The organism is Autumnicola musiva, assembly GCF_031846585.1.
Classification (GTDB): domain Bacteria; phylum Bacteroidota; class Bacteroidia; order Flavobacteriales; family Flavobacteriaceae; genus Autumnicola; species Autumnicola musiva.
Window position 1 is genome coordinate 164,368 of the sequence record NZ_JAVRHK010000006.1, and the last position, 17,392, is coordinate 181,759.

13 protein-coding genes are annotated in these 17,392 nt (G+C 37.1%); 10 read left to right on the plus strand and 3 right to left on the minus strand.

Annotated features, from left to right (window positions below; genetic code table 11):
• The first annotated feature begins 426 nt into the window (after window positions 1-426).
• Both RM539_RS10245 and tamL read left to right on the plus strand, forming a co-directional pair.
• A complete protein-coding gene (locus RM539_RS10245; RefSeq protein ID WP_311503304.1) occupies window positions 427-5,493 on the plus strand; it encodes a translocation/assembly module TamB domain-containing protein in 5,067 nt (1,688 codons plus the stop codon).
• A 9-nt stretch (window positions 5,494-5,502) separates the two neighbouring features.
• Complete coding sequence (tamL, locus tag RM539_RS10250) at window positions 5,503-7,815, plus strand: translocation and assembly module lipoprotein TamL (RefSeq protein WP_489752679.1); 2,313 nt, start codon at window positions 5,503-5,505, stop codon at window positions 7,813-7,815.
• Here the strand turns inward: tamL and upp are convergent.
• Window positions 7,812-8,471, minus strand: a complete 660-nt coding sequence (upp, locus tag RM539_RS10255) for a uracil phosphoribosyltransferase (RefSeq protein ID WP_311503306.1) — start codon at window positions 8,469-8,471, stop codon at window positions 7,812-7,814. The two genes, tamL and upp, sit on opposite strands and share 4 nt — an antisense overlap.
• A gap of 174 nt (window positions 8,472-8,645) precedes the next feature.
• On the opposite strand from upp, the gene RM539_RS10260 reads away from it, so the two are divergent.
• Entirely contained in the window at window positions 8,646-9,185 is a 540-nt protein-coding gene (locus RM539_RS10260; protein WP_311503307.1) for an SRPBCC family protein, read from the plus strand.
• 77 nt (window positions 9,186-9,262) lie between these two features.
• The gene (locus tag RM539_RS10265) at window positions 9,263-9,886 is read left to right on the plus strand and encodes a hypothetical protein (protein WP_311503308.1); all 624 of its coding nucleotides are present in this window, start codon (window positions 9,263-9,265) and stop codon (window positions 9,884-9,886) included.
• 41 nt (window positions 9,887-9,927) lie between these two features.
• Here RM539_RS10265 and RM539_RS10270 read toward each other — a convergent pair whose 3' ends face one another.
• Window positions 9,928-10,425: a ferritin-like domain-containing protein gene (locus tag RM539_RS10270; RefSeq protein WP_311503309.1), complete on the minus strand. Its 498-nt coding sequence runs from the start codon at window positions 10,423-10,425 to the stop codon at window positions 9,928-9,930.
• Window positions 10,426-10,636: 211 nt separating this feature from the next.
• On the opposite strand from RM539_RS10270, the gene RM539_RS10275 reads away from it, so the two are divergent.
• From RM539_RS10275 to RM539_RS10295, 5 genes are all read left to right on the plus strand, one after another.
• The gene (locus tag RM539_RS10275) at window positions 10,637-11,686 is read left to right on the plus strand and encodes a hypothetical protein (RefSeq protein ID WP_311503310.1); all 1,050 of its coding nucleotides are present in this window, start codon (window positions 10,637-10,639) and stop codon (window positions 11,684-11,686) included.
• Window positions 11,687-11,920: 234 nt separating this feature from the next.
• On the plus strand, window positions 11,921-12,958 hold the full coding sequence (locus tag RM539_RS10280; RefSeq protein ID WP_311503311.1) for a helix-turn-helix domain-containing protein: 1,038 nt from the start codon (window positions 11,921-11,923) through the stop codon (window positions 12,956-12,958).
• Between the two features lie 47 nt (window positions 12,959-13,005).
• A complete protein-coding gene (locus RM539_RS10285; protein WP_311503312.1) occupies window positions 13,006-13,464 on the plus strand; it encodes a universal stress protein in 459 nt (152 codons plus the stop codon).
• 99 nt (window positions 13,465-13,563) lie between these two features.
• The gene (locus RM539_RS10290) at window positions 13,564-14,136 is read left to right on the plus strand and encodes a Crp/Fnr family transcriptional regulator (protein ID WP_311503313.1); all 573 of its coding nucleotides are present in this window, start codon (window positions 13,564-13,566) and stop codon (window positions 14,134-14,136) included.
• A gap of 200 nt (window positions 14,137-14,336) precedes the next feature.
• Window positions 14,337-15,464 (plus strand): alkene reductase, encoded by a 1,128-nt coding sequence (locus RM539_RS10295; RefSeq protein ID WP_311503314.1) that lies wholly within the window; start codon window positions 14,337-14,339, stop codon window positions 15,462-15,464.
• Between the two features lie 113 nt (window positions 15,465-15,577).
• On the opposite strand, the gene RM539_RS10300 is transcribed toward RM539_RS10295, so the two are convergent.
• Window positions 15,578-16,591 (minus strand): zinc-binding alcohol dehydrogenase family protein, encoded by a 1,014-nt coding sequence (locus tag RM539_RS10300; RefSeq protein ID WP_311503315.1) that lies wholly within the window; start codon window positions 16,589-16,591, stop codon window positions 15,578-15,580.
• 289 nt (window positions 16,592-16,880) lie between these two features.
• On the opposite strand from RM539_RS10300, the gene RM539_RS10305 reads away from it, so the two are divergent.
• A complete protein-coding gene (locus tag RM539_RS10305) occupies window positions 16,881-17,330 on the plus strand; it encodes a cold-shock protein (RefSeq protein WP_311503316.1) in 450 nt (149 codons plus the stop codon).
• Window positions 17,331-17,392 lie beyond the last annotated feature (62 nt).

Here is a 17,392-nt window from a genome sequence, read left to right on the forward strand (position 1 = left end):
TTAATTTTAATTAAACTCCTTAAATTATTTTAAAACAGAGTCGGGATTATTTTTTCCATTATAATGCCAGAATCAAAAGTTATTATCAGAATCAGTTCATCTGAGAAGATTAATCCATCTTATCATAATTTTAAATACCTGAATTTTAAGTATTTAATGGCAAATAATCTTTTATTTATCATTATATGTAAGGTTTGACTATTTTTGCTTAATAATGGTTATGCAATTTGTAATTTTGTGGATTTTAATACTGAGGTGTGAAAATTTACCACAGGTAGTAAGATTCAACTTAAAAATATCATTGTCATCTTAACTGAAAACAATTTCAATTTTAACATAATTTAGTTTATACTTAGGAAAATATAAACTTTAAAAACTTCCTGATAATTTAATGTTGCAATACATTTGAAGTCGCACAATTTGAATTTGAAAAAGACTAAGCGTATTCTTTTAAAAACCCTGAAGATCCTTGCTAAAATACTGGCAGGGATTCTCGTCCTGTTACTTCTCATAATCCTATTTATTCGTAGTCCATGGGGACAGGACATTATAAAGGATAAATTTATTTCCAACTTATCTGGTAAAACCAACACTACTATAGATGTAGAAAAGCTTTTTATTACTTTTTCAGGAGATATAAGTATAGAAGGGCTTTACCTGGAAGATAAACAGGGAGACACTCTTGTTTATTCAAAATCACTTGAAGCTGATATCCCGCTATGGCCAATTATTAGCGGCAACGGTATTGGAGTTGATGAAGTAAATTGGAACGGACTTACCGCCAATATTATTAGAAAAGATTCAATAGCAGGTTATAACTTTCAATTTCTTATAGATGCCCTTGCACCTTCAGACACAACTTCTACGGCACAGGATACCACATCGGCTCCCATGAACCTGAGCCTTGGTAATTTTAATTTTTCCAAGTTTAATATTACCTATAAAGATGATGTAACAGGGATTGACAGTAAAATTCTGCTTGATGAATTGGAATTAGAGATGGAAGAGACCGACATGGAGAACATGATATTTAAGGTGGGGGACTTCAGGCTTGGAAATACAAACTTCAGTTATATTCAAACCAAAGCATTTCCTGAAAGCGAAGATGAAGAAAGTGCTCCTATGCCGCTTATTTCTGTAGCTTCCATAGAAATTAAAGAACTTTCCGGTAATTACCAGTCTGTTCCGGACGGAATGCTGGCAGTACTGAACATTCAGAATCTAAATAGTGAAGACGCGCTGATGGATCTGGCAGACAACACCATTGATATTAATTCTTTTCTGCTGGTAAATTCCCTGGTGCGACTGGAAACGGAAGATACCGGAAGCAGCGAAAAAGAAACGGCCGCTACAGAACAACCGGCAGATCAAACTGAACCTTTCCAGTGGCCGCAATGGAAAGTTAATGTAAATGAGCTGTTGCTTCAGGATAATGAAATTACCTACTTAGTAGGCGGTGCCATACCCAAAGAGGGCGAATTTAACCCTAATGCTATTGCAATTAATGATTTTACTTTAAACGGGAGTAATATTTACCTTGAAGGACAATCTGCGGGATTAAGCCTGGATAAACTTCAGTTTACCGAAGCTTCCGGAATAGATTTTAATGCACTTAATTTTGATCTTGAGGTTACCGATAGAATACTGAAAATTTCCAATTTTGACTTCGCTGCCAATAATAATGTACTGGAAGGTACATTTTCTGCAGAATATGAAAGCATAGACAATTTAATCAATAATCCGGAAGGTGCTGAAATGGCTGCAGATTTAAGTCATTTTGAAATCGCTTTAGGTGAACTTTTTAAATTCCAGCCTGCTTTGAAGCAGAATCCATACCTTGTTAACCTCAGCAATAAAAAAATTACAGGAAGTTTAAAAATTGAAGGACCTGTGGCTTATCTGCAGATTCCTTCCACAAATATTAACTGGGGAAACAATACAAATATTTCTGCAAGCGGAAGTATTCAAAATCCTACAGATCCCGATAATATGTATTTTAATTTTCCAAAAATCAGGATTAGTAGTACCAAAACAGATTTAGGAAAGCTAATAGAAGAAGATAGCCTCGGAATAAGTTTGCCACAGGATATACAATTAAATGCAAATCTCAGAGGAAGTACTGATAACATGACTGCCTCTGCAAGGCTCAATACTTCGGAAGGAAACATTAACCTTGACGGCAGTTTTTTAAACAGGGGGCAACTCGCCTTTGATGCAGATCTTGAAGTAGATAGTCTTCATTTAGGCAATATCCTTAAAAATGAACAGCTGGGCGCTCTTAGCCTTACACTCACGGCTTCAGGAGAAGGAGAAAATATCAACAGTCTGGACGCAAACCTGCAAACCAATATTTCCAGTTTTCAATATAATAACTATGCTATTGAAGATTTGAAATTATCAGGAGAAATAAATGATGGTCAGGGAACTATCACTTCAAATTATAAAGATGAAAATCTTAACGCTGAACTTGCGGCTGATGTTCTTCTGGATTCTGTTTCTCCGGTAGTAGACCTTAACCTGGAAGTAATTGGAGCAAATCTCACCAAACTGGGAATAACAAACAGGGAAATGAGAACGGCTTTCCGGCTAAGGGGAATTTACGAAGGAACTGCTGAAGGTTTCCAGGTAATTTCCAGCATCAAAGACGGAGTGGTGGTATATGATAATCAAACGTATATTTTAGGTGAATTTGGTGCTGCAGCATATATAACTCAGGATAGTACCGCAATGGCTGTAGATAATAAAATGTTGAATTTACGGCTGAATTCCAATACTAATCCAGCCGGGTTTGTAGATGCAATTATAAGGCATTACCGCAGTTATCTTAGTGATGATGTTGATGTCCCGGATACTTTAATGAATCCCGTTGAACTGGAAGTGAAAGGAAAGATCATGCCCGCACCCATAATGCGCGACGTTTTTCTCACAAGCCTCGAAGAACTGGATACTATTGATCTAAATGTGCAATTTAATGAAAGTGAAAGGCTGCTTAACGCATATGTAAAGGTTCCTTATGTGAATTATTCCGGGATTGAGGTGGATAGTCTTCAGTTTAATCTCGATTCTGAGCCTGGGAAATTTGATTTTAACCTCGGATTTAATTCCCTGGCCGCAGGGCCTTTGGATATTGAGGAAACCATTCTTGATGGAAATATAGAAAATGAAAAACTATACCTGGATTTTAAATCTATTTATGACGGGGAACAACTTGTTCATGTACAAACCGAAACCTCCAAAACAAATGATACTCTAAGAATCCACATTAACCCTGAAGAATTCATTATAAACAGGAATCAATGGAACATTCCGGCAGATAATGAAGCCAGGTTTGCAGAAAAATCCATCAAATTCAATAATTTTCGTATTAATAAAGACCACCAGGAATTTGCCGTTACAAATGAGTTGCCCAATGTGGAAGAAGAGCATATAGCCCTCAATTTTGAAAACTTTAAACTGGCAACATTGCTTACCTATCTTAATCCAACCGATACTTTGGCCACCGGAAGGATGAACGGGGAATTTGTTTTACAGGAACCTTTTGGCAGTACCGGGATTCTGGCAGATTTGGAGGTAAACGAATTCAACATGCTGAATGTGAATATGGGTACGCTCAGCCTGAATGGCGAATCCCTTGGAAACCAAAATTACGATTTTGGCCTCGCAACCAGCGGAGGAGAAGTAGCTATGGAATTAGCCGGTAATTATAAGGTCCAGGATACTACTGCGCAGCTGGACATGACGCTGGATCTTCAGGAAGTACAAATGTCTGCCCTTGCCGGGTTTTCCATGGGAGCAGTCAGTAGCGGGGAAGGAAGTTTTTCAGGACAAATTAAGATAAACGGCACTACGGCCAATCCAGATTATAACGGGGAGCTTATATTTAACGAAGCCACCTTTACCATGGCCATGCTGGATGCCCCTTTTACACTTCCTAATGAAACTATGACCTTTGATAATGAAGGTCTGTATTTTAATAATTTCAGAATAGAGGATTTAGAGGATAATGCGTTGGTACTGGATGGGGATATTCTTACAGAAGATTTGTTGAACCCATCATTCGATTTAAGTATAACAGCCAATAATTTCCAGGTGCTAAACTCCACCGAAGAAGATAATGATCTGTTTTATGGTACCGCAGTTTTTGACATGGATGCCACATTAACGGGGGATCTTAATTTACCAAAGCTGGATTTGGATCTTACTATTGGTTCTCAAACCGATGTAACCTATGTTATTCCTGAAACAGAACTTCAAATGCAACAAAGGGATGGAGTTGTGGTTTTTGTTAATCGTGAAGATCCTGATGCCATTCTTACGCAAACAGAAGAAGAAACTGCGGTAGTCTCGGGTGTTAATATAGATGCTCTCATTAATGTGAGCGAGGACGCCATTTTTAGTATTATCATAAATCCGGAAACAGGAGACGAGTTTCAGGTACAGGGAGAAGGAGAGCTTGATATGAGCATTTCTCCAAACGGCCGAACCAGCCTTACCGGCAGGTATGAGGTTAGTGATGGCTTTTATGAAATGAGCCTCTACAATCTTGTTTCAAGAAGGTTTGAAATAGTAGACGGCAGTACCGTTACATGGTTTGGAGATCCTTATAATGCCAGCCTGGATTTAAGGGCTAGATATAATGTTGAAACTTCAGCGAGTGCTTTAATGGCCTCTCAGATTTCCGGAATAGGTGCAAATGAAAAATCAAGGTATCAACAGGAATTACCATTCCTTGTCTATCTAAATATTGATGGAGAACTTACCCAGCCCCGGCTTTCTTTTGGTCTTGATATGCCGGAAGACGAGCAGGGCGCAATTGGTGGGCAGGTATATGGAAGAATCCAGCAACTAAACGAGCAGGAACAGGAGCTTAATAAACAGGTATTTTCGCTTCTGGTTCTTAACCGTTTTTATCCTGATGCGGGCTCTGCGGGAACTTCGGGAGGTATTGCCACCATTGCAAGAGATAATTTAAACCAGGCGCTTTCAGATCAGTTAAATATGTTCTCGGATAAATTACTGGGAGACACCGGTTTGGAACTTGATTTTGGCCTGGACAGCTATACCGATTATCAGGGAAATGCTCCACAGCAAAGAACAGAACTTGATATTGCTGCCCAAAAAAGATTTTTAAATGACAGGTTAATTGTTCGGGTAGGTAGTGAGGTGGATATTGAAGGAGCCAGCAGCGATCCCCGGGATACTAACCCATTAATTGGCAATGTAAGTCTGCAGTATCTTTTAACTGAAGACGGACAATTCCGCCTGCAGGGCTTCCGTAGAAATCAATATGAAAATGTAATTGATGGGCAGGTAATCATTAGTGGCCTTGCTTTAATATTCACTCAGGAATTCAATAAATTTTCAGAATTATGGGATGCTCTTTTAATGCAACAGGAAGAAAAAGCAAAGGCTAAAGAAGAGGAGGAGCCACAGGTACAAAACAGTCAGCCGGAAGATAATGCCAATGAGAATCAGGATAATAAAAATAATTAATTGAACCAGGTGAGGAAATTTCAGCATTACATATTATTCGTCTTACTCGCAGTTTTCGTTACATATTCCTGCAGTGTGGAGAAATTTATTCCTGAAGGCAAAATATTATATACAGGTGCCGAGATTGAAATGGATACCACAAGCCAGATTGATGATCTGCCAGAAATAAGGAATGAACTCCAGGAAGTTTTAGTGCCTACTCCCAACAGCGAATTTTTAGGAATGCGGCCAGGCCTTTATTTTCATTATAAGGCACAGCGGGAAAAACCGGGTTTTATCAATAAATTTTTAAATAAAAAGATTGGGGAAGAACCGGTGTATCTATCTGATGTGGAAACCGTAAATACTCAGGACCTTATACTTAATCGCCTGGAGAATCGTGGCTTTTTCTATAGTTCGGTGGGAAATCAAATAAATGAGGATGAAGAGGCTAAGGAAGCAAGTATCCTTTACAGGGCACAATTATCCCAACCTTATCTTCTGGAGAACTACCGGCTGGATAATGACTCACTTCTTATCTACAGAAAAATAAAAGATTACTTACCAGATTCTCCTATAGAAACAAGAATGCGTTTTGATTTGCCGGTTATGAAACTGGAAAGGGAAAGAATAGATACCCACTTAAAAAATGAAGGTTTTTATAATTTTAATTCCGGTTTTTTAATTTTTGAAGCCGATACTAATCAATACGAAAAAAAGAAATTTGATCTTTTTCTGAAATTAAAAAAGGATGTGCCGCCTAAAGCTGTTATTCCTTATCGTATTGCTGAAGTTAATGTATATCCTAACTATTCTGTTGGCAGCGATTCACTTCAGCTTGATACGCTACACTTTGATAATAAAAATTACATAAGAGGTGAGGAATTTTTCAAACCGAAAAGGCTGGATCCGTTTATACTTATAAATGAAGGAGACTATTATAATCCAAAAATATCGGGAAATACCAGCCGAAGGCTGGGATCTATTGGTGCATATAAATTTGTAAATATCAGGTATGATGAAACAGATTCTACAGCAACAGATAGCCTGGGACTTCTGGAGGCAAATATCTACCTTTCTCCTCTAAACAAAAGATCAATACGCACAGAGTTACAGGCCGTTACAAAATCCAATAATTTTGCCGGACCAACAATAGCGGTAACTTACAGTAACAGGAATTTATTTAACGGGGGCGAAATTCTGAATATTACAGGATCGGTAGGTTATGAAACACAAATTGCAGGTGGTGATAATGCCGGATTAAGCACTCTTCAACTGGGGCTGAGTACAGATTTGATATTTCCGCGCTTGTTATTTCCAATTTCTATAGATGAAAACTGGTTTGATTATTCTATTCCGAAAACAAAAATAGGTCTCAGCTTTGACTATATGAACAGGACCAATCTCTTTACACTCGGTTCTGCTCTGGCTAGTTTTGGATATTTGTGGGATGCAAACCGATATATTACTCATGAATTAACACCAATTTCGATTGCCTATACCAAATTAAGTAACGTAAGTACTGAATTTGATGACATACTCACAGAAAATCCTTTCTTGCAGAGCAGTTTTGAGCAGCAGTTTATCTCAGGCCTTACATATTCCTTTACTTATAACGGGATGGTAGATGCAGGTAAAACTCACCAGTTTTTCCTAAATAATACATGGGATATTGCAGGAAATAGTATAAGTCTGCTTACGGGCAGTGGAGGAGAAGAACCTCAGGAGTTTTTAGGACAGGAATATGCTCAATATGCCAAAGCAGATATTGATTTTCGCTACCATTTTAACTTTGGTAAGGAACAGAAAATAGCTACCAGACTTTTCGCAGGGTATGGGTATGCCTACGGCAATTCTGAAGTAATACCTTTTATAAAACAGTATTATTCCGGCGGGCCTTACAGTGTGAGAGCTTTTAGAACGCGTTCCCTTGGCCCAGGAAGTTACCAAGCTCAGGGAGATAATATTAGCTTTTTTGACCGTACAGGTAATCTAAGGCTAGAAGGCAACATAGAATACCGCTTTCCAATTTTTCAGTTTCTTAAAGGAGCAGCATTTGCTGACGCCGGTAATATATGGAATACACAGGCGGCTTCTTTAGAGGAAGGTGAAGAAGAAAGCGAGTTCCAAAATGATTATCTTGAAGGAGGCCAGTTTGAATCAGATTTTATGAAGGAACTGGGAATTGGGGTAGGCGTTGGATTAAGAATAGATATTCAAAGCTTTGTAATTAGATTTGATCTTGCCGCCCCATTGCATAATCCTGCCCTTCCGGAAGGAGAGCGATGGACCTACGACTTTGGCAGCCCCGTCTTTAATTTTGCTATTGGTTATCCATTTTAATGCTGGAGCTTAGAACCAAAGCAAAGGTCTCCGGCATCTCCAAGACCGGGAACTATATAGCCTTTTTCATCCAATTCTTCATCTATTGTGGCAATCCAGAGGTGTGAATTTTCAGGAAATTCCCTGCTCACATAATTAATGCCTTCACGGGCTGCAATTACTGAAACCAGATGAATAGCTTTAGGCTTCCCCATAGTTTTTAAAGCACCCATAACATTTACAAAAGAACTGCCTGTTGCCAGCATTGGATCGGCCAGTAGAAGAATTTTTCCTTCGAGAGAAGGGGAAGCGAGATACTCTACTAAAATTTCAAAATTTTCATCATTGTCGGGATGATGGCGGTATGCTGAAATAAAAGAGTTTTCAGCATCATCAAAATAATTAAGCAGGCCTGTGTGCAGGGGGAGACCGGCTCTTAAAATGGAACATACCACAATTTCTTCCTGAAGCAAATTTATTTTTGATTTACCCAGGGGAGTAGTAATATTCTGCTGCTGGTAGGAAAGACTTTTGCTCAATTCATATCCCAAAATTTCGCCGAGACGTTCTATATTCCTTCTAAATCGCAGCCGGTCATTTTGAACGGAAGTATCTCGAAGTTGTGCCACAAATTTATTTGCAATGGAATTTTCTTCGAGCAGGTGGTGTATAGTCATATTAATATTTTTAAAGCTATTCCCTTCAAATTAAGGAACTTTTGCAAGTTCTTTAATACAGTTCATTTTTTCAAGATATTCTGAATAAATATTCCTGTCCATTTCTGAGGAATATGCCAAAGCAATCAACAGGAATTATTCATATCTTGGGCATGGAAGCAAATGCATTACATTATGGATAAATACGGAAAAGTTGGAGATGATGGAACTGTTAGTTTTAGGCGTGAATTTCCTAATGAAGTAAAAGAGGTATGGGAGTATTTAATTGATCCTGATAAATTAGGGCTCTGGCTGGCTTCAGGAGAAATGACATTGCAACCCGGCGGAAAAGTGAAATTGATATTCCAGCACAGAAATCTTTCTTCGCAGGAAGACCCAATTCCTGAAAAATTTAAAGACAAAGCCGATGGAGAAGTTTTAGAAGGTGAAATTATTGAAATGCAACAAGAACAGCTGCTCAGTTTTACCTGGAGCGGAAATTCACTGGTTAACTTTAAATTATTCCGAACAAAGGATCTCACACAGCTTTATCTTACACATACGGGGCTTGCAAAAGACAGGGATACTCTAATTGCCGTTTGTGCGGGATGGCATACTCATCTAAATATTTTGTCCGACAGATTGGAAAATATGGAACCAAAAGGCTTTTGGTCTGTTTTTAATAAACTGGAAGCAGAGTACAGCGATAGGCTCTCATTAGGAATTCAGTTATAATTATTTTCTTGTACAGGATTTTGGCCACATTTTTGTGAAGAATTAACAATCCCTGTAATCAGGCATAAAAAAATGATATGAAAAAACTCATCACTCTTCTAATAATGATATTTTCAGCTGGAGCCTATGCGCAGATAGAAATACCAAGTTCTACAAATATAGGTACTTCTATTCCTGCTGCTTCTGAAAGTAATACGGGTAATTTTCCTGCCTTTAGACTAAAGAAGGAAGAAAATACCGATAATAATTTTCTTAAGAAGGAACCAAAAAAGCTCGACTTCCGGGAAACTAAAAATGATCTCCTTACTGCAGGAAGTGTATATGAGAAAAAATGGAAAAAAGATAAGGAAGCTAAATCAGAGTATAAAAACGACCAATATCTGGGAGATTTCAAAACCGGGGGTAAATTTGTGGAAATCTATTGCCGGGATCATGAATTTGTAGATGGTGATAAGGTGCAAATATCAGTTAACGGCACCGTCGTTGAGCCACGGGTTTCACTGGGCAGCGGTTATCATCCTATTTTGATTACTCTTGCAAGCGGTCTTAATAATATCGAATTTGAAGCTCTTAACCAGGGTTCTTCAGGGCCTAATACTGCCGAGCTAAGAGTTTTTGATGCTGATGGTCAGCCCCTGGCTCAAAAGGAGTGGAACCTTCTTACTGGTGCTAAAGCCAGTCTTATTGTAGTGAAGCAATAGTGGTAGCTAGAGAGAATTATTTTTTGTGATTTAAAAGTTTTTTAAAACCGTGCCCTAAGATCTGTATCCGTTTTCCATTCCCTCTGCGCAAGATCTTCCAGGGTTTGAATTTCATCTAAAGTTTTCTGAATTTCCTGCATTTGCCTCCGCAAAATTTCTTCAATTTTCTCAGGAAATACATTTGCCTGAAGCTGCTCTGTATACTGTTTATGAATAATCTGTTCTCCTCTGATGCATTCTTCTAAAACATCTTTATCATTTTTACCAGCTAAAGCAGTTTTAAAACCAATCCATGCCCGGTGCGCCGTACCTTCTACAGTACCTTCCCTGGTTGATTCCAGGCCCAGAATATTAAGTTCCTTTTGAAGTTCAGCAATAAATTCTCCCCGGCGTACAGCTTTAGAGAAAAGAAAGCGCTTTAAATCATGATTATCGGTATCTTCCATGGCCTGCTTGAAACCTTCCTGTGCATCATAATTCCTGTCCAGTAATTCCTGAAGATTCTCTGCAAGGACATTACTTTCTTTATTTTCCACCATTTTTTCTACTATCTAATTATCGGGAAATATACATCAATTAGAAGTAATTAATTTCAAAAAAAATCAGAATTTGAAAGGCTGACTTATAATACTGTTTTAGACTAAAAAAGTTGTTAAACAATGTTCTAATTGATGTTAAAACTGATTTCATAGTCTTCAATACCTAATTAAAATATTAAATTAATTGGAAACCAACTAAAAATTATAATTTATGGAAACAACTTACACTAATACAGGTAATTTTGAAGAGAAGATAAGAAGAAGTTCCTGGGGAGCTATTTTTGCTGGGGCACTAACTGCCCTTGCTGTAGCATTCCTGCTAAATTTGCTGGGGTTGGGAATTGGCCTTACTTCCATAGATCCTATGACAGAGTCTGATCCACTCGCAGGACTAGGTACCGGAACTATAATCTGGTGGGGCCTTTCCAATCTTGCAGCACTTTTCGTAGGCGGAATGGTGGCAGGGCGCTTATCTGGATTTCCAACTGCGGCAGATGGAGGAATACATGGCTTTTTAGCCTGGGCTCTTTACGCAGTTGTTACATTTTATTTTCTTACTTCCACAATAGGTTCTATAATGAATGGTATGGGCAATGTTGTATCGGGATTATTTGGAGGAGATAATTCCCGGCAGGTAACTGTTCAGGTAGATAAGGCACAGCAGCAATCTCAGGATCAGGCAAATCTCACTTTAGATAATATAAAACAGGAGGTTCTGCAGTTAGTTAACACGGCTGAAAGATATAATGTATTACCGGAAAATGCTTCTGGTGAAACTCAGGAAGCTATTCAGCAGACTGGTGCCCGGGCGAAAGGATTGATAAAGTCTATGGAAATAGAAGAATTTTTTAATGATCTTTCTTTTAATATAGACGACAATGGGGATTTACAGATAAATCTTCAGGGAAATCAACAATACATTCAAACTGAAGAATTGAAAGATTATCTTACTCAGAATACTAATCTTAGTGAAGGCGAAATCGACCGAATGATAGCAAACTGGGAGCAGCGTTTAGAAGAGGCTGTTAACAGTGCAGAGCAATTTTATGCTAATGCGAAGGAAAAAGCAATTGAACTAAGTGACAAAATTTCTGATGCCATAGGAAAATTCAGCCTTATAGCCTTTGGTGTTCTTTTATTAGGAGCGCTGGCAGCTTTTTTTGGTGGAAGCCTGGGCTCTCCCGAGCATACGCTTACTGAAGAACATCATATAAAAGAAAGTGCCAGGGAAAATGAAAAAGGCTACAGGGACAGAAGATAAGAAAAGCATTTTTTCACAAATATCAAGAACCGCATAATTTAGCGGTTCTTTTTTGTAATGTCTTTTTATTGATTAAAAATAAAATTGGAGGAATAATAAAATCCTTCAATTTATAATTGGTAATAATAAAAAAATCCTTCAGATATAAAAAGATCTTTAAACTCTTGTTAAAGATGTTCTTTTTGCTTTAACAATAACTATAATTTTATATTTTAAAAATAAAATTTAAAATTCTTGAACACAATAAAAATAAATTCCCTGCCTCTGGATGAGGTGATTAGAGACATTGCAAATGAATTAAATATAACCTACGAGCAAAATTGCGAAGAATATTCTGTTCGTATTCCTTCTTCATTAGGAAAGGGAAAAATTACAGGTGTAAATCTAAAAAATGGGCTTGGAATTATTCGTTACAATTGCACATTTAAGGAAGATTTCAAAATAAAATTTGTAAAAAGTGAAGTACATCCGGTAAAATTTATTTACTCTCTGGAAGGTTCTGTAGATCATTATTTTGGTAATGAGGTTTCTGTGCACGAGATTAATAAATATGAAAATGTTATTGTAGCAAGTGAAAAGCATAATGGCCATGTTTTGCAATTTAAAGGCGGAATAAATACAGATCTTAGCAGTGTGGAAATACAACGCGACCAGTTTCAGTCTAAAATTCGTTGCGAAATAAAGAGTATGGAAAAACACCTTCAGGAGTTGTTTACAGATGTGGAAGCCCGACACGTGTTTTATTACGATGGAAGGTACAGCTTAAAGTTATATGATATTTTTAAAGAAATTGACAGTTTTAATTATGAAAATTTTCTAAATATATTGTTCGTAGAGGGAAAGGTTCATGAGATTATCGCACTTCAGATTGTACAATACCAGGATGACCTTAAGGATGAAGGAAATCGTTCCTTGTTAAGGCAGTATGAAGTATCTCAGGTTGAAAAAGCAGCAGAGATGATACAGAGGGATATTACCAAATATCATAATGTGGATGAAATTTCCAAAGAGGTAGGATTAAATGCCAATAAACTTCAGCAGGGTTTTAGAGATTTATATTCTCAGACGGTTAATGGTTATGTGAAAAAAACCCGCCTGGATATGGCACAGGGGTTATTGCTTAATACCGACCTAAGCCTGGCCGAAATTGTTGACAAGATAGGATTAATTAATAAAAGCTATTTTTCAAAAATTTTCAGGGAAAAATACGATATATCGCCTTCTAAGTTTCGCCAGAATCACAGGAAAGGAAGAATGAAGGAAGAGAAATGATTTCTCTACTTTAAAACTCTAATGATAAGGAACAAAACTCCAAAGACATGAAAAAAGTACTTATAGCGGTAGATTATCATCCCGTAGCAGAGCAGGTAACCAATAAGGGTTATGAACTGGCAAAGACTCTGGGTGCAAAGGTATGTCTAATCCATGCTGTGACCGATGTAGGATACTACGGAATGGAGTATCCAAGTTTTATGGGTTACAACGGTTATAATATAGCTACAGAGATGGATCTTGCCACTGAAATGCGAAATTTTGCGGAAGATTTTATGAAATCTGTAGTAAAACATTTAAATGATCCTTCTGTATCTTATCATTTGGGGGATGGAGAAACTTCCGCTGTGGTATTGGATTATGCTGTGGAATGGAATGCAGATTTAATTGTGATGGGAACACATAGCCACTCTACCCTCGAAAAGTTGTTGGTGGGAACAGTGGCATCTAAAGTTTTGGAGAAAACAAGAATTCCTGTTTATATGGTACCGGTTAAAAAACATTAATTATCAAATTTAATTTGTGAATGAATGTAAGTGTCATTACTGGTTCACGACCATTATTTAAATTTATATTCTAAGCCATAGTTTTTGTTATCCATTTTTATGTATTCCGAAATCCTTAAACATCTTTCCGAGTATATTAGTTTAACTGCTGAAGAGGAAGAAGAATTTACCAGTGTACTCACAGAAAAAAGCATCAATAAAAAACAATTTCTTACCCAACCGGGACAGGAAATAACTACCGAATATTATGTAATAAAGGGGTGCCTGCAATCTTATTATCAGGATGAAGCCGGAAATAAACATATTATACAATTTGCGGTAGAAGACTGGTGGATTAGTGATTTTGAAGCCTTCTTCAGCGGCAGGAAAGCAGAACTTTATGTAGAAGCCATCGAAGATTGTATGCTGCTTGGAATACAAAAAGATACTTTGGAAATTCTTTATAAGCGAATACCTAAATTTGAACGTTTTTTTCGAATAAAAACCACCAATGCTTTTGTTGCTTTACGCAGTCGCGTACTTTCAGCATTACAAAAGACCGGTAAACAAAGATATCTCGAATTTTGCGACCAGTATCCACAAATTGAACGGCGTGTTTCTAATCATAATATTGCCAATTATCTGGGGATTAAACCTGAAAGCCTAAGTCGCATCCGAAAAGAAATTTTCTGACTTAACAAGATTTAACAGCTCCTCCTAACATACATCAAGCTATTAAAGCATCCGGTACTCCTAAATTTGTGCTTTATATAAAGCAGGAAAATTTTCTGCTGTAGAGAAAGGAAATCCGGCTTCCGGGGAAGAGAATTGCTATGAAAAATCACTTATTGAAGCCGGTTTCGTTTTTCCTGTAATGACATAAAACAAATATTATGAAGACCGTAACCAAACAGCCATTGCTGCAAAAGTATATTATAAATGATCTTGAAATAGCCAACCGTGTAGTTATGGCACCTATGACGCGGAGTAGGGCAGATAACCCGGAAAATAAACCCATGGCCGGCCTGCATGATGTTTATTATAAACAAAGAGCCAGTGCAGGTTTAATTATTACAGAGGGCGCACAGGTTTCAAAAGAAGCTGTAGGGTATATCAATACTCCAGGAATTTATAGTGAGGCTCAGGTAGAAGGCTGGAAAGAAGTGACAGAAAAAGTACATGCAGCCAATGGCAAAATTTTTATTCAGCTATGGCATGTGGGAAGAATGTCACACCCCGATTTCCATAATGGAGACTTACCTTTGGCTCCTTCAGCCATTAATCCTGAAGCAAAATCATTTACTCCCGAAGGTTTTAAAGATACTGTTACCCCTAAAGAAATGAGCCTGGAGGATATAAAAAGAACAATTCAGGATTTTAAAAATGCTGCTAAAAATGCTATGGCGGCAGGATTTGATGGGGTAGAAGTGCATTCTTCAAATGGTTATTTATTTCATCAGTTTTTTAATGCAACTTCAAACATTAGAACGGACGAATATGGAGGAACAAAAGAGAAAAGAGCTCGTTTCCTTTTTGATGTGTTGGACGCTATAAAAGAAGTAATGCCCCAGGAAAGAATAGGATTAAGATTAAATCCTTCTTTAAACGGCATTTTCGGAATGACTATGGATGAAGAAACTATCCCAACATTTGATTATATTGTTAAGAAGCTGAACAAAGAATACAACCTTGCTTATTTGCATTTGTCTGAACCATTTAATGATGTTTCCGACCTTCCTTTTTCGGAGACAGAAATTGCCGAAAGGTACCGCCCGATGTATGAAGGCACACTTATAATAAATACCAATTTTGACAGGGAAAAAGGGAATAAAGTAATTGATGAAGGTGATGCCGATCTTGTGGCATTTGGAAAACCTTATATTTCCAATCCTGATCTTGTAGAACGTTTTCATCAGAATATTCCTTTAACCGATTGGGATGAAGACACTTTTTATTCTACCGGTGAAAAAGGATATATTGATTATGAAGCCAAAGCAAATACTAATCAAGTAATTTCTTAAAATTTTTGATCTATAAATAAAAAATGTTCCTGAAATCTGTTTCAATTTCTTCGATTCTTCTGTAAACTAAAGATCGAAATAGTCGAATAAGATTTCAGGAACTTCTTTTTTTATTAATACCTAATTACATTTTTTCCTATTGATTCTCCAGATTCCTGAAGCCTGTGTACTTCTCTAAATGTCGAAGCTTCAAGACCCTGAAAGGTTTTGTTTAAAGTAGATTCTAATTTTCCTTCTTCCAGTAAACTTGACAGCCTTTCCAGAATTTCATGCTGTTTGAACATATCATCCGTCTGCAGGGTTGGGCGGGTAAACATTAGTTCCCAGTGAAATGCGGCACTCTTGTTTTTCAGCTTATTCAAATCTACCGGTTCCCGGGTTTCAACAATGGAACAGATATGGCCTTGAGGTTTTATTAATTCTGCCATAGCATCCCAGTGAATATCTGTATTAGAGAAGTTCAAAATATAATCAACTTCTGCAAAACCTGCCTTTTTCATGTTCTTTAGCAGCTCCTTGTGATTTACCACCACATCAGCACCTTTCTCGCGTGACCATTTCTCAGTTTCTTCCCTGGAAGCCGTAGCTATAACCTTTAATTGAGTGAGCTTCTTAAGCAATTGAATTCCTATAGAACCAACACCTCCGGCTCCTCCAATTACCAGGATAGTTTTTCCCAATCCACTGTTTTCCGAAATTTGAAGTCGCTCAAATATGCTTTCCCATGCAGTAAGGGAAGTAAGTGGCATAGCGGCAGCTTCTTCCCATGATAAATTTTGAGGTTTATGTCCTGCACTGCGCTCATCAATAAGTTGATATTCAGCATTACAGCCGGGTCTTGTAATAACTCCGGCATAAAATACCTCATCTCCTTTTTTAAAATTTTTTACTTTTTCTCCTATACCTTCAACAACACCTGCGGCATCCCAACCAATTATTTTTGGACTTTCAAGTTCTTTATCCTTGGCGGCGCTTTTTCTTACCTTAAAATCCACAGGATTTACAGATACTGCTTCTATTTTAACAAGCAGATCATTTTCCCCGGGAACTGGCTTTTCGGTTTCAAAATTTATAAAACTATTTTCATCTTCAACAGGTAAACTTTTCTTAAATCCTACAGCTTTCATTCTTTAATTTTTTAGTTATTCTGAATTTACAAAAGAAGAGCTAACTAATTCAACCAATCCGGAAAGTTAACATTATGTTTATGAAGATTAAATATAGAATTTCTTCAAATATTTAATTTAAAATCACAAGGAACACATATTTCAACTTTAGAAGAGAAATGATTATATTTGCAACATTCAGTAAATATTAATTTTCTCATAAAAGTCAAATAGACGCACGTCTGGCTTTTGATTTGAAAAAATTATTTGTTACTTTAAGAACACTAAATTAAATAACTAAGAAAACTAAATGGCAAAATCTCAACAGACTTTTAATAAAATTGAAAAAGAAAAACAACGGGCAAAAAAGCGGGAAGAAAAGCGTAAGAAGAAGGAAGAACGCAAAGCAAGCTCTAAGGGAGGTTCTTTTGATATAGCCTATGTTGATGAAAATGGAAATCTTACCGATACTCCTCCAGATCCTTCAGATAAAGTAGAAATAGATGCTTCTGAAATTGAGATTGGTGTTCCAAAGAAAGAGGAGCGGGAGGAAGAAGATAAAAATGCACCAAAAGAAGGCAAAGTTTCCTTCTTTGACCATTCTAAAGGGTTTGGATTTATTATAGATAATGCTACACAGGAAAAACACTTTGTGCATGTAAGCGGCCTTATTGATGAAATTGATGAAAATGATAAGGTAACCTATGATCTTGAAAAAGGCCTTAAAGGAATGAATGCTGTAAGAGTTAAGAAAATCTAATTTTTACACTTCTTACTTAAATAATTGAAAAAAGCTTCTGCCCTGTGCAGGAGCTTTTCATT